A 14,589-nucleotide genomic window follows, 5' to 3' on the forward strand; every position below is an offset into this window, starting at 1 on the left:
TTAGAGGAGAGGAGATTCTATCCCCCTCCTCTTTGCATCTTAGCCTATTGAGGCGTTCAGAATCTTGCTGTCTGCGAGGGGAAACATTTGGGCAGGGTGTCCTGAACCGTTGTGAGAGATTTCTAAGGTCCCTTCATGTTCACCAATATAAATCCCCAGACCGACGGCTGTTTTCACTAAGGTATCGTGAGGATCCACAATGCGAATCTTGCCTGTCGCTTCTTCAATGGGAACCGGTACCACTTGATGATTTTGCCAAGCGACAATCTTGTTGTAATTTTCTTGAGCGATTAAATCCACAGCGGCAACCCCAAAAGAAGAGGCTAAAATTCGGTCAGCCGGACTGGGCATTCCACCCCGTTGGACATGACCTAAAACCGTCACCCGCGTATCAATTCCGGTGAGTTCAGTAATCATATCTGCGAAGAATTGCCCGATTTTACCCACGCGACAAGTGCCATTACGAGTATAAACGGCTTCAGACACAATCATGACGGTATGATTAAACCCGTGTTGTTTCCGTTCGGCAATTTTCCGGCAAATATTCTCGATGTTGTAGGGAATTTCGGGGATCAGAATAATATGCGCTCCTCCGGCAATCCCGGCGTTGAGGGCAATATGTCCGGCATCCCGTCCCATGACTTCTAAGATCATAATCCGCTCATGACTTTCGGCGGTGGAATGGAGACGATCTAAGGCTTCTGTGGCTACGTTAACGGCGGTTTGATACCCAATGGCATATTCCGTTAAGTAAACATCATTATCAATGGTTTTGGGAATGCCTACAAAGTTAATGTTGCCGTATTTGGCGATGCGGTGCAGAATGGCTAAACTCCCATCTCCCCCAATGCCGATCAGGGCATTAAGATTCAGACGGTGGTAGTTTTCTACGATGAGATCTAAGCATTCTTCTAGTCGTTTTTCTCCTTTGTTGGTGGTGCCAAGTAGGGTTCCGCCTTTGGTGAGCAGGGACTCTACTTTGCTCAGTTGTAAGTCTATGTATTCGGGGGGTGTGGTCATTAGGCCGTTGGTGGCACCTTTAATCCCAACGACTTCCCACCCATAAGTGACGACGGCGCGATTGACTATAGCGCGAATGGTGGCGTTTAATCCAGCACAGTCGCCGCCACTTGTCAAGACTCCGATCCGTTTTTTTTCTCCCATGATTTGTTCCTCTAAGAACTAGAAGCACAGCCATCATTTTCGGGTCTTTCTCGGGGAGTTTTGAATTTTGCGGGGTTTGATTTTAGATTTGCCTTGGACGGATTTTCGGCGTTGACATACTCTCCTGCCTGAAGGTAGAAGATTCTCCAGACATCACTGTACATGGATTTCTGGTTCAGCGACTCAACTTAAATTAAAGATATGGCAAGAACTAGACGACTGCAACTTTTAGTTTCCGACGAAGAATAGGAGACTCTTGCTGATTACGCCAAGCCGAAGCGAATCCTTATGCCTGATGTACTTAGGGTCTGCGTTCCCTAGCCCCACGAGTAGAGTTATTCAGCAAGCCCTACTTAGAGACTCATTAAAACCCGCTCAGAAGTCGCCCTAAAGGGCGAGGCCTTAGACTCACTTTCTTGGGTAATGATTCCGCTTCTGAGTTTCCAAAACCCATACAGGACAAGAAACCGACACTTCCAAGGAAAAACCAGTGTTTCGGCCATTTTCCCGGAGCCTCTAACCACAACAGTGCTTTCCGTGAACTAACCGACGCTGAATCGAGGTTGCCAAAGATTTTGGGTCTAAAGCCCCGTCCTTCTAGGACGGCTTTTCAGGTTAGACTGTTTTTTAGAAAACTATCAATTCTGGACAAGAATAAACTCATCATTGTAAAGAATGAATGATTAATACTTAATGGTCAATTATTCCATTTGTGCTGAGAGACGTATTTTGATCTCACGGTTATGATTTGAGGTTAAAATCACGGTGCAACTTGTTGATTCAACCCATTTAAACCCCTTGAACCACCCAGAACCGAGAATTAACCAAAAAGTGTGTTTTATCGCTGGAACAGGTCACTCCGGCTCTACCTTATTAGGACTACTATTAGGCAATCATTCCAGCAGTTTTTTTTGTGGAGAAGGGAACAAAAGCCAATATATTGGGAAAGAAAACGCTCCGGCTCGGAAACGGTTTTGTAAGTTTTGTGGTGCGGACTGTGCCATCTGGGGAGAGCTTGCTCTCAACCCAGAACAGGATCTCTATGAACAATTGACTCAACGCATTCGGCACAAGCAGCATCAAGAGAAAACCTTGATGATTGATTCCACGTCTGGCACCCATTGGATTCGTAAGCAATGGAACTATTTAAAGGCAACTACTGCCCAACCTTACTTAATTTTCCTCCAACGGGATGGTCGCGGTGTGGTGAATTCTTATCGCCGTAAGTACCCAGAACGAGATTTTAGGGAGATTATAAACAACTGGTTGGATAATATCCGAGAGGCTCAAGCATTATTTAATGAGTTCACTGGGTCTAAAATGATTCTACATTATGAAGAATTAGCGGTGAATACCCATGCAGTATTAAAACGCCTGTGTGAGTTTTTAAATATTGCTTATGAACCGGAAATGATCAATTATGGCAACCGTGAGTATCATGTGTTAGGGGGAAACAATGGAACACAATACTTGGTCGCCCAAAATCGAGCCAATGCCCAGGATAAATTTTTAGGTCGGATGTCTTCGATGAACCGTCAATATTATCAAGGTCACAAGCCGGAAATTGTTTTAGATGTGCGTTGGCAAACTGAACTATCCGAGGAGCAGAAAGCTATCTTTGCTGACTTGGCTGGTGAAATTAATCAATCTTTTGAGTGGAACACTTCGGTAAACTAAATGAACAAAAAAATTGACCTCGTTTTTCGGACAATTGGCGAGCGAACCAGTGATATTGCTCTGGATTTAGCCATCCAACAAATTCAGCCTAATCAAGTGCATCTGATTGAAAATGTGCGCCCTTTTTCGGCGGCGGTGCAGAAGATGCTCCAGATTGACTATGATTGTGATTTTGTGGTGTTCATGGATGCGGACTGCTTGCTGATGGAAAATATGCAGGCTTTTCTCCAGCGTAATGAGTTCCCTTATGTGGATTGTTATGTGTTAGATAAATTCCGGGGTCATATTCATCAAGGGGTGCATATTACCCGGGTGGATGTGGTGCGGTTGATGGCACAGATTAAACCGCCGCAAAATGATGAAAAATATGTGTTGCGGCCTGAATCTCGACTGCGCTCTATAGCTCTTTCTCGAATGAAGGCTAATAAGCATTTTAAGACGTTCCGTATTTTGCATGATTATTTCCAACGCTACGATCATATTTATGCGAAGATGGCGCTGCGAGAACTGCGGAGTCGCACGGAGGAAAATCGCCGGGAATTGGAGGTTGCTCAACAGTATTGGGAGAGATATCTTGAGGATGTAGATTTTCAGATTGCGAAGTTGGCGATCGCACAAACCCGAGCCGCCGTTCCCCAAAACTCCACCCCGGCGGAGATTGACGACTATATTGTACGTCTCCCCGAAATTGCCGAGCGGGCTATTTCTGAGTTCCCCCTACCCCCCCAACCGGAAATCACCTCGGCCGAAATTGACCAACAGACGAAAAAAATCTGGTCTTGGCAACTGGTCAACGTGGGAGCCGGTACTCTTGAACCCCCGGCTGAACCCCGTTCCCCCTATAAAGTCTTTGGGGTGGGGTTAAGTCGCACGGGAACGAAAAGTCTCACTAGTGCTCTGCACATTTTAGGCTTTAAGGTCATTCACTACCCCGAAGATGAAACTACCTTACGGGAGTTAATGGAAGGGAATTATAAGTTTTCCCTCTTGGAGCATTTTGATGGCATTACTGACATTACGGTATCGGCTTTTTATCCCCAACTGGATCAACTGTTCCCCGGCAGTAAATTTATTTTGACTGTGCGGGATAAGGAAAGCTGGCTCACTTCTCTTGAGAAACACTGGTTCAATCGTCCGGCCTTTGATGCTAACAACCAGATAGAGAAAGAAATTCATCTGCACATTCGGCGCTTCTTACGGAGTACCGTCTACGGGTGTTATGAGTTTAACCGTGAGCGGATGTCCTATGTCTATGACCTGCATTATCTTGATCGTCGGAAGAAGACCCTCGATTTTATCGACGGGATGAATTACGACATATTACAACAGCATACCCCAAATTGTAAAATCCTGCTATAATCTTTCTAACAATGAGCAAGAATTGAATGCTTAACCTTACTTACAACTATAAGATAATTCCAACCAAAGAGCAGACAGAGAAGATCGAATTAAATTTAACTGTCTGCCAATCTGTTTGGAACTATGCTTTGGCCCAAAGAAAGCTTTGGTATAACAGTCGTAGTTGTCAGGTCAACGCTTGCTCTATTCGTTCTGAATATATTGTTGCTCCCTTTGAATATCCTAACTACCCTACTCAATCTGCCAATCTAACCCAAGCTAAAAAGACTAACGATTTCCTTAAGTCTGGTAATGCCCAAGCGATGCAGCAAACATTGCGGAAATTGGAGCGGGCGTTTAACGACATGAAAAGCAAGGGACTAGGTTTTCCTCGCTTCAAAAGGAACATGAAGTCTTTTAATTTAGTTAGTAGCAGAATTGAAATCAATGGTAACAAGCTAAAGATGCCTCTATTGGGGGAAGTTAAGTTTGTCAAGTCACGGGATATTCCAGAGGGTTTTAAGATCAAACAAGTTCAAGTAATCAAGAAAGCATCGGGTTACTATGTCAACGTAGCAATTGAGCTTGATGTTAATATCCCAACTCCAATACCTCACGGTCACGCTTTGGGGATTGATGTTGGGATTCAAAGTATGCTGGCAACTTCCGATGGTTTGATTCTTCCTAGACCGAAGTTTTTAGATAAAGCACTGCGTAAGATTAAATTACTACAAAGAAGGCTTAGGAATAAAACAAAGGTTCTAATAAATGGCAGAAGCTACAGCATCGGATCGCTCTATTACATGAAGCCGTAGCCAACAGAAGAAAGGATTACCATTTCAAGTTAGCCCATCAACTCTGTGATGGAGTCGGGATGGTATTTGTTGAAGATATTAACTTCACAGCTTGGAGTAGAGGACTATTCTGTAAGCAATCCTTGGACATGGGTTTAGGTCAATTCTTTACTATTTTGGAATATGTTTGTTCTCAAACGGATACATATTTTGCCAAGGTCAATCCAGACTATACCTCTCAAGTTTGTCCTGAATGTGGAACCCATACAGGTCAGAAAGAACTCTCTCAAAGGGTTCACTCTTGCTCTGAATGTGGCTACACCGTGGATCGGGATGTTGCTGCTTCAATAATAGTAAAACAGCGTGGATTAACTGCGGTCGGTGCGCCCGTGGTCAAACAGCCCAGTAATGGCGTTCTGTCGGGGACTTCGGTCTAGATAAGAGTCTATATGGGAATCCCTCGCTTTCAGCGATGGGAGGTTCAAAAGAACACCTTGGATTATTTTTGCGATCGCCCCGACTCCCTCTTAGTCCTCAATATTGGCGCAGGAGAAGGCTGGGATAAACTCTGTCCTTTCTTAGGTTTAGACCCCTTAGATCAACCCTTCCCCTATATCAAGAAACAATCCCTCTTGAAGTCCTTACTCAACGAGGAAGCGCAACTGATTGATGCACCTGTATCTGCTTAATCGGGAACAGGGGAGAGAGGAGAGAGGAGAGAGGCCTCACTCCTCACTTCAGGGAACAGGGGATGGGGAATAGGGAATAGGGAATAGGTAATGGGGAATACTAATCAACTCCCCGACTCCCGACTCCCGACTCCCCGACTCCCGACTCCCGATTCCCGACTCCCGACTCCCGACTCCCGACTCCCCACCCCCCCCACTTGACCCAAAAGTGAAATTCCGCTTTTTTGCCGTCCTTTCCACCACTCCCCGACTGCTTCGTTTGGTTTGGTCTGCCAGTCCGAAGTGGCTGCTGATTTCGTTATTGACCACGTTTATTGCGTCTCTCTTACCCGCCTTTCAGTTATATATCGGCAAACTGACCATTGACCGTATTTTAGCCACGGTGGGGCAACCCTCCAGTCAGTGGTCAGGGGTGTTTATCCTTGTGTTGGCTACTCTAATCTTAACCCTTCTCACCGATAGCTTAAAAGAACTCTCGACCTATGGGGGGCAAGTTTTAAGCGATCGCTTTACCCTCTACGCTAGTAATATCCTTCTCCGTCAAGCCACCCGTTTAGACCTCGCCCACTACGAAATCCCCGAATTTTACGATCTCCTCAGTCGCGCTCAACAAAGTGGCAGTACCTACCCCGTGCGGGCGCTGGCGAGTTTCACCAGCTTTCTGGGACAAAGTGTGAAGTTAATCACCCTTTTAGGCTTAATGATTAACTTTAGCCCCCTCGCTACTTTTCTCCTATTACTCACCTCAATTCCTGCCTTTTTAATCGGCGTAAAATTTTCTGGTAAACGCTTTAAAGTCCTACGAAGACAAACTCAAAGTGGTCGTTTTGCTGATTATTTACAGCGCATTTTAACCCATCAAGATTTTGCCAAAGAACTGCGGTTATTTAATTTAACAGAACATCTTTTAAAACAATGGTATAATGTCAAATTTAGATTCAACCGTGAAGCGGAAGGACTTTCCTCTCAACAAGCTTGGGCGCGCACGGGGTCTAATTTATTATCTAAACTGGGGTTTTATTTAACCTATAGTTGGATTGTAGTCCAAACCTTACGCAATCAAATCACTATCGGTTCTCTGACCATGTATGCTGGGGCGTTTCGTCAAGCTCAGGGGGCAATGCAGGGGATGTTAGAAGAGATTGCTAGTTTGTATGAAGTGAATCTTTATGTGAGTCAATTTTTCGAGTTTTTGGCCTTAGAACCCTACGTTAAAAACCCTGATTATCCCCATCCTTTCCCCTCACCCATTCAAAAAAGGTTAGAATTTAAGGATGTAACCTTTACCTATCCGGGAGCGAAGAAAACCAGTTTAAAGGGCTTAAATTTAGTGGTTTATCCGGGGGAAAGTATTGCCTTAGTGGGAGTGAATGGAGCGGGAAAAACGACCTTACTTAAGCTTTTAACCCGCTTTTATGATGTGAGTGCCGGGGAAATTACCATAGATGGGATTCCCTTACAACAGTTTGATTTAACGGAATTACGGCAAAATGTGGGGATTATTTTTCAAGACTTTGCCCGCTATCATTTAAGTGTTGCGGATAACATTGGCTTTGGCAATATTAAGGAACACCATAATCTCAAACTCATTCGGCAAGCGGGAATTGCGGCGGGGGCTGATGAAATGATTAGTAATTTTGAACACGGTTATCACACCATGCTGGGGAAGATTTTTCCGGGGGGGCGAGAGTTATCTGGAGGACAGTGGCAACGAGTCGGATTAGCCCGGGCTTTTATGAGTGCTGCCCAGATTCTCATTTTAGATGAACCTACGGCGGCTTTGGATGCGATCGCCGAATATGATCTCTTCCAACGCTTCCGCCAACTTGCGGCCGGAAAAATCACTTTTTTAGTCAGTCATCGCTTTTCCACCGTGCGCATGGCTGATCGGATTGTAGTCCTAGAAGGGGGCGAAATTCGGGAAATTGGTAGTCATCAAGAGTTAATGGCACAAAATGGCCTCTACGCCAAAATGTTCACCCTCCAATCGTCCAGTTATGAAATTTAGTTCTGTTTATGGGGTGGGGGGAATTCAGGAATTCCCCCGACGATATCCAGTGAAGTTCAATGATAGACGTTAGCGAAACTCCTGCCACTCCTGAGTTAACCAATCCCCTCCAAACCACTCCTGGGCGGCCTCCCTTAACACCGTAATCACTTCTTCCACCCCATAAGGCATAGGATAATCCCCAACCCCCTCCGATGCCCCAAAAACCTGCTCAAATAACAGCGCATCGGGACATAAACGCATAGAACCATGTTGTAACACAGAAGAACCGCGACGCAATTGGGCGCTCCCGATTAACTTATACCCCTCTGGTGTGACTAAATCCGCCGCCGTTGCCGTGCCGAAACAACTCGGATTGTGAATATATCCCCGTCCTGCCTGACCATAGTTCAAGGAAATGCCCAATTTTGCCCACCCAAGGCGTAAAAACTCACAAATCTCCTGATAAAGTTCCTGACGCTGTTTTCTTTCCCCAGACATCACCACCATATAGGTTAAGTCCCCTTGGTGTAAAACCGCCCTTCCCCCCGTTGGACGACGCACGATGTCCAGTTTCTGCCCCTGCCAGCTTAATTCTGACCAATGTTTTGGGTAGTGTTTTTGATGGTATCCCAAGGATAGGGCGACAGGGTGCCAAGTATAAAAGCGGAGGGTAGGAGGCTGTTCTCCGGTACAGTGTTGTTGAAACAACTGGTGGTCAATGTTCATCTGAGTTGTGCCGTCGGCTGTTATGGGGGGAATCCATCGCCAAAGAGTGGACATATAGCAATCCTCAATAGTTGGGGTAGGGGGAATTTTTCAAATCTGAGAACGTCTTCATGACTGGAACTCTAAAGCGGGTGGTGCGTCTTGTGCTATCAAGTCTGGGACAGTCGTTTTGATGTGTCATGGCGATTTAATCCCTCTCTAGCTGTCTAGGAATTGCTTCCTACTGCCCCAATAATCAACAATAAACGTCAGCTACAATTAACCTCAACTCATGCCCAATACACCTGAGATATTATGCTAAATTCTATCCTGCGCTCTGCTCTCGCTGGTACAGTGCTGACTGTAGGGGTGCTTTGCACCAGTTTTAATTTAAATGCGATCGCCGCCGAGCGTGTGGTTCTGCGCTACAGTATCCTTGAAGCCTCTATTTCTGTGGCAGAATTAGCCGATTTAGCGGAACGGGGGGAAGTGTCCCCAGAATTGCAAGCTTATTTAGAACTCGCCAATCAAAGCCCAGAAAACTTTAGAGAGATTTTAACCAAAGAAATTACTGTAGATGGGGTTTGGTTATCCCGCTTGTTGAATAATTCAATTGGCGAAAGGCTCTTAGATCAAGTGAGTGATGTGATTCATACGCCAACCAAACAAGCCAATCGCGAAGCGCTACGATCTGCTTTAGTTAGTTCTGCCATGACGGACGGTAAAATCACCCTAATTGAAGTCTTACAGAACTATCCCACCTCTGAACTTCATATTAATGGCGATCGCCTTGTAGAAGTCATTCAGCAAATCGAGAAACTTCGCCAAGGTTTGGCCATCCTGGGCTTGTGAACCCTTTGGGGATAGTATTTTTGACCCTCCCCATTCAGGCTTACCGCTAAAACTCCCCTAGAGTCACTATTCTGGGATTCCCTGAAACAGGACAATAGGGGAGTTTCGGTTCACTGAGATTAAAAAACAAGTTAAGAAACTTACAAAAATTAGCGGACTGTTTGTTAATGTTTGTCGAATTGCTGATTATTCAGAGAATTCTTGATCTGGCTAAAAATTGATTTAATACGCCAAAGTATCTAAGGTTTCCCGCAGATAACGACGCACCAGTTGATCCAAATCCCGCTCTAAAATGGCATCCCCAAACTGCTGCTGGACTTGCCAACGACGAAAACCAGAACTTTTTGCGATCGCTTGTTTCAAATTCTCCCAGACCCCATGATCTTGCCCTAAACCTTGAGTCTCAGTAGCTTGAGCATCATTAGCCTCAATTGCGAAATGTGCCATTTGCACCTCCAATTTAGTTCACAAACATTTACATTTCTTCTAACATAACCTACCATCCCTTTTAATTATGCTGCATAGAACACAAAACGGGAAAAAAACAGAAGAAAAAGTTAAGGTTTCTCCGTTGAATCATCACTCTTGATTTCCCCAACAGCCTCATCTTCCACTTCAGAAGCCACTAGAGAATCATCACTCTTGATTTCCCCAACAGCCTCATCTTCCACTTCAGAAGCCACCAGAGAATCATCACTCTTGATTTCCCCAACAGCCTCATCTTCCACTTCAGAAGCCACTAGAGAATCATCACTCTTGATTTCCCCAACAGCCTCATCTTCCACTTCAGAAGCCACCAGAGAATCATCACTCTTGATTTCCCCAACAGCCTCATCTTCCACTTCAGAAGCCACCAGAGAATCATCACTCTTGATTTCCCCAACAGCCTCATCTTCCACTTCAGAAGCCACCAGAGAATCATCACTCTTGATTTCCCCAACAGCCTCATCTTCCACTTCAGAAGCCATCAGAGAATCATCACTCTCTGCCTCATCAGGACTAATTTCCCCCTCAGATGTACTATCAGTCATCACCTCCTCACTTGACCCCTCAGCAGGCGGAATATCCACCTCTGGAGCCACAATCACATCCCCTTGCTCCCCAGCTTCCCTCTCCCGTGCTTCCAGTAAAGAACGGGGTAAAATACTAGCCACTGGGAAACCCAAAACCAAGAAATCCCGACGAATATTTTCCACCTCATAGGGAGGCGTTTGAGCAAAAGCCGTTCCCCCCGTTAACCAAACCCCCACCACACTCAGGGGAATCAGTAAAAACAGATTGGCAGCCAAAAAGCCCCCTATTGCCACCAACACCCCCAAAGCGTGCCAACCGGGGGGAAATAGCGCACTCGAAGCCGCCAGAGGGGTTAAAGCGTACAGTTGCCAGAGCAGCCACACCATCAACAACGCTCCTCCTACCGTCAACATGCGAGTTTTAACCCCTTTCAACAGGCGTAAAATCCGCCGTTGTTCTTCCGTGAGTTGTTGAGGACGCACAGCCACCAGCAACAGGCTAAAAATATCAAAAGGTCGAGTCCACTGCATCCAGAGGATGGGGATAATCCCCACGGCTGCCACAACAGTTAACTCTAACCAATAGGGGAGAATGGGATCTCCTACCGCCAACCCCAGCCACACTAGAAGTAGAAACAGGGGCAGGACGGCTAAACCTGCAAAATGAATCCATAAGTAAGGTTCTGAGCGAAAAGAAGCCATTTTTAATAATAGGGAATAGGGAACAGGGAACAGGGAGAGCAGGGGAGCAGGGGAGAGGGGGAATAGTGGCTAGTGGGTAGTGAATAGCCAAAACTCTTTTATTTTAGGGAACGGGGAACGGGAAGGGGGAGGTAAGAGGGAATAGGTAATACTAATCAACTCCCGACTCCCGACTCCCTAGGGCGCAAGCATTGCGCCCCTACACCGATTCCCTTATATCTAGAAAAAACAAGGGCAAAGCGGTTTATCTTCACCCTTGTTTTGTGACTCAATCACGACGGTTTAAGCGGGGGATAAAGTCCGGCGTTTTGTCACCATTTGATAGGCCTCAATGGAGTCTCCCTCCTGCCAATCATGGAACTTGTTCACCCCAATCCCACACTCGAATCCGGTGTTAACTTCTCGGACATCATCTTTCATCCGTTTTAAGGAATCCAGAGGTCCATCATAAATCACCTCGCCCTTGCGACGGACACGGATGCGGCGATTACGCATGACTTTACCCGATTGGACATAACACCCGGCGACGGCTCCCTTGCCAATGGTGAAGACAGCGCGGACTTCCACGGTTCCTAGATATTCCTCGATTTCCTCGGGCTCCAGTAACCCTTCCATCGCCCCTTGAATGTCATCCAAGAGTTTATAGATGATGTTGTACTCCCGCACATCTACCCCTTCTTGGTCGGCGGCGTGTTGCGCACCGGGGGCGAGGTCGGTGTTGAAGCCCACCACAACGGCACCACTGGCGGCGGCTAGGTCTACGTCAGTTTCGGTGATCTCACCGGGGGCAGATAGGAGGACGCGGATTTGTACCTCGTTTTGGGGTAATTGTGCCAGAGAGCCTAAAATGGCCTCGACTGACCCCTGAACATCGGCTTTGATAATCAGGTTGAGTTCCTTCAGTTCCCCTTCTTTGGCTTGAGCGGATAAACTGCTCAGGGTGACACGACGGGACGAAACAGCCTGTTGTAAACGGCTTTCCCGTTGAACCTGCGCCCGGTCTTGGGCAATGGCGCGGGCTTCTTTCTCACTGGGGAAGACATCGAATTCATCCCCGGCGGACGGAACATCATTGAGGCCGAGGACTTCCACGGCAAAGGAGGGAGTAGCCACATCCACGCGATCGCCTCGATCATCAATCATCGCCCGAATCTTACCAAAGCTCGACCCGGCCACAATACAATCCCCCACTCGTAAGGTGCCATTTTGGACCAACAGGGTGGCCACGGGTCCGCGAGATTTATCTAAGTTCGCTTCAATGACCGTGCCTTTCGCCGGACGATCGGGATTCGCCGAAAGTTCGGCCATTTCTGACACCAGAATGATCATTTCCAACAGGGTGTCTAGGTTTTCGCCTTTAATCGCGCTGACGGGAACCATGACGGTATCGCCGCCCCATTCTTCGGCTAATAACCCTTGTTCGGCTAGTTCCTGTTTCACCCGGTCGGGTTCGGATTGGATTTTATCCATTTTGTTAATGGCGACCACAATCGGCACTTCCGCCGCCCGAGCGTGACTGATGGCCTCTTTGGTTTGGGGTTGTACCCCGTCATCGGCGGCCACGACTAACACCGCTACGTCGGTGACTTTAGTTCCTCGGGCGCGCATGGCGGTAAAGGCTTCGTGACCCGGTGTATCTAGGAAGACCACTTGATGGGATTGCCCCTCGTGTTCCACATCCACATGGTAAGCCCCAATATGTTGGGTAATGCCTCCGGCTTCCCCTTGGGCGACTTTGGTTTTGCGGATGGAGTCCAGCAGGGTGGTTTTCCCGTGGTCAACGTGACCCATAATGGTGACAACCGGAGGACGACGTTGGAGTTTTTCCAGGTCTTCGAGATCGAGCATTTCCGTCTTCGTGGCGGCGGCTCGTTCTTCTGGTGTTTCTACCGCAATGCCTAGTTCTCCGACCACCAGTTTGGCGGTGTCTAAATCGAGGGTCTGGGTAATATTAACGGCGATGCCTTTGGAGAACAGTTGCTTAATGATGTCCGTTTCCGGCACATTGACCAACTCTGAGAGTTCCCGAATGTTGAAGTTGCCCTGTAACACCACACTTTCTGGGCGATCGGTATTCTTGCGATCGCGGTTGGCTCGATTCTCCCGTTGCGATCGCCCGCGTTGTTCTCCCCCGTCGGTTTTGGGTTTCGCCCGCCGTCCCTTACTCGCCGCTACCGTCGGAGTCGCTGGTTTATTTTGATTGGGTTTCGGCGGACGGGCTGTAGACAAGCTAACCGACAGGCCATTTTCCCCATCAGCGTCCAGTGCATCCAAATCATCCTCATCCTCGTCCAACAAGAGGGTTTGAGAGCGCCGCTTAGGTTTGGCGCTGGTTTTGCTGGTTTTACTCGCCTTCCCGCTCTTACTTGCCTTAGCGGTTTCTTCCGTTTCTTCTTCCTCTTCTTCCCAATCCCGACGCTTACTCCGAGAGGGCGGCCGTTTTAACTTGGGTTGAGGGCGTTCTGGAGGGGCTAAAAGGGTTTCTTCCTCAATAACCTCTTCCGCCGTTTCCGAATCCGGCTCTTCGTCGTTCAGGTCTTTGACGACAACATCTTTGCCCTTGCCATCTGGTTTCAGCGCTTTAGGCGGTTTGGGTTTTTGTGGTTTTTGCAGTTTGGGCGGTTTGACCTCAGTTTCCCCTATCTTGGGAGATTCCCCTTTCACGGCTGGGGCGGCGACTGGTGCTTTTTCTTTTTCCTCTCCTTCTCCCTTCCGATTCCGTTTGAGAACTGGACGTACCTCTAACTTATTCTTTTGAGGGGGTTGGGGCCGAGGGGGTGGAGACAACAAATCCGGTGCCTCAACCTCGGCTGGCGGTTGTACTGCCTCGCTGCTCGCCGCAGGTTTCACCGGAGCTTGCACCTTAGGATTAGGACGGGCTGGCGGTTTAACCAGTGGACTGCTTTCCTCCTCACTGCTAACCTGACTGCTAACCTTGTTCATGCCTTGGCGACTCGGAGGGGGAGTTAGTGTCGGGGATCCATTAGCACTACTCACTTCTCCCGTCTCTTCCGCATGTTTGACAATGCCTCGAATTTGGGGTTTTCGAGGCCCTTTCGGTTTAGGGTTTGAAGTCCCACCAGAATTAGTAGCCGGATGACTTGATTGCTTGTTGCCCATTTGACCAGACTTGTAGCGTTTCGATGCAGCACGAATCCGTTCGACCTGAGATTCTGTAATCGTACTGCTATGACTTTTCACAGCTATATTAAGCTGTTCACAAATATTTAAAATATCTCGATTTTCCAAATTCAATTCTTTTGATAATTCGTAAATGCGAGTTTTTCCGTTGTTCATCCACTATCCTCATGATACTGATCAGATTTTTCAGGACTGCTTTAGAAATGCAGCCGTTTCCTGCGACGTTAACAGCAGGGAGAACCTCAATAAGTTGAGTTCAAATATTGATGGGGTATTTTCCTTGAATGCGTTTTTCCTCCTTGAGCCAATTGCTTCTAACCTTTTGAAATGGGGGATTCTACTTAGGTTCTGATCACCCGAGAAGGGAGACAGACTAGGTTCCGTAGAACACCCGTTTTTAAAAACCTAGCTTGAGTGTATAATGCGGGCAAATTGCCCCGGAAAATCATCCTTGAACATCAAATTCCTTGAACATCAACTTTTGTGAGAAAACATGGAAGATCAGATCAATTGAGCCGTGAGTT

The 14,589-nt window shown here is 47.2% G+C and carries 11 protein-coding genes and 1 pseudogene; 6 read left to right on the top strand and 6 right to left on the bottom strand.

The window, feature by feature from the left end:
• Window positions 1-39 precede the first annotated feature (39 nt).
• Window positions 40-1,164 (bottom strand): ATP-dependent 6-phosphofructokinase, encoded by a 1,125-nt coding sequence (locus tag SPI9445_RS0115295; protein ID WP_017305645.1) that lies wholly within the window; start codon window positions 1,162-1,164, stop codon window positions 40-42.
• A 765-nt stretch (window positions 1,165-1,929) separates the two neighbouring features.
• Between SPI9445_RS0115295 and SPI9445_RS0115300 the strand changes: the two genes are divergently transcribed.
• From SPI9445_RS0115300 to SPI9445_RS0115315, 4 genes and pseudogenes are all read left to right on the top strand, one after another.
• Entirely contained in the window at window positions 1,930-2,841 is a 912-nt protein-coding gene (locus SPI9445_RS0115300; protein WP_017305646.1) for a sulfotransferase, read from the top strand.
• Window positions 2,842-4,200, top strand: a complete 1,359-nt coding sequence (locus SPI9445_RS0115305; RefSeq protein WP_017305647.1) for a sulfotransferase family protein — start codon at window positions 2,842-2,844, stop codon at window positions 4,198-4,200.
• Window positions 4,201-4,226: 26 nt separating this feature from the next.
• Window positions 4,227-5,410 (top strand): annotated as a pseudogene (locus SPI9445_RS27050) (RNA-guided endonuclease InsQ/TnpB family protein).
• A gap of 12 nt (window positions 5,411-5,422) precedes the next feature.
• Complete coding sequence (locus SPI9445_RS0115315) at window positions 5,423-5,662, top strand: sulfotransferase (RefSeq protein ID WP_017305649.1); 240 nt, start codon at window positions 5,423-5,425, stop codon at window positions 5,660-5,662.
• Window positions 5,663-5,710: 48 nt separating this feature from the next.
• Here the strand turns inward: SPI9445_RS0115315 and SPI9445_RS31440 are convergent, their stop codons facing one another.
• Window positions 5,711-5,971: a hypothetical protein gene (locus tag SPI9445_RS31440; RefSeq protein ID WP_237747972.1), complete on the bottom strand. Its 261-nt coding sequence runs from the start codon at window positions 5,969-5,971 to the stop codon at window positions 5,711-5,713.
• Between SPI9445_RS31440 and SPI9445_RS0115325 the strand changes: the two genes are divergently transcribed.
• The gene (locus SPI9445_RS0115325; RefSeq protein WP_237747973.1) at window positions 5,964-7,670 is read left to right on the top strand and encodes an ABC transporter ATP-binding protein; all 1,707 of its coding nucleotides are present in this window, start codon (window positions 5,964-5,966) and stop codon (window positions 7,668-7,670) included. The genes SPI9445_RS31440 and SPI9445_RS0115325 overlap by 8 nt on opposite strands.
• 69 nt (window positions 7,671-7,739) lie before the next feature.
• Here the strand turns inward: SPI9445_RS0115325 and SPI9445_RS0115330 are convergent, their stop codons facing one another.
• Window positions 7,740-8,432, bottom strand: coding sequence for a lipoyl protein ligase domain-containing protein (locus tag SPI9445_RS0115330; protein ID WP_017305652.1), 693 nt, complete (start codon window positions 8,430-8,432; stop codon window positions 7,740-7,742).
• Between the two features lie 240 nt (window positions 8,433-8,672).
• Here SPI9445_RS0115330 and SPI9445_RS0115335 point away from each other — a divergent pair, with 240 nt between their 5' ends.
• Entirely contained in the window at window positions 8,673-9,209 is a 537-nt protein-coding gene (locus SPI9445_RS0115335; RefSeq protein WP_017305653.1) for an alpha/beta hydrolase, read from the top strand.
• A 222-nt stretch (window positions 9,210-9,431) separates the two neighbouring features.
• Here the strand turns inward: SPI9445_RS0115335 and SPI9445_RS0115340 are convergent, their stop codons facing one another.
• The 3 genes from SPI9445_RS0115340 to infB all read right to left on the bottom strand — a co-directional run bounded on the left by SPI9445_RS0115340 (window position 9,432) and on the right by infB (window position 14,221).
• On the bottom strand, window positions 9,432-9,656 hold the full coding sequence (locus SPI9445_RS0115340) for a hypothetical protein (RefSeq protein WP_017305654.1): 225 nt from the start codon (window positions 9,654-9,656) through the stop codon (window positions 9,432-9,434).
• A gap of 110 nt (window positions 9,657-9,766) precedes the next feature.
• Window positions 9,767-10,924, bottom strand: coding sequence for a low-complexity tail membrane protein (locus SPI9445_RS28660; RefSeq protein ID WP_017305655.1), 1,158 nt, complete (start codon window positions 10,922-10,924; stop codon window positions 9,767-9,769).
• A 282-nt stretch (window positions 10,925-11,206) separates the two neighbouring features.
• Window positions 11,207-14,221, bottom strand: a complete 3,015-nt coding sequence (gene infB / locus SPI9445_RS0115350; protein WP_017305656.1) for a translation initiation factor IF-2 — start codon at window positions 14,219-14,221, stop codon at window positions 11,207-11,209.
• Between the last annotated feature and the right edge of the window lie 368 nt (window positions 14,222-14,589).

Origin of the sequence: Spirulina subsalsa PCC 9445 (genome assembly GCF_000314005.1) — a bacterium.
GTDB lineage: Bacteria > Cyanobacteriota > Cyanobacteriia > Cyanobacteriales > Spirulinaceae > Spirulina_A > Spirulina_A subsalsa.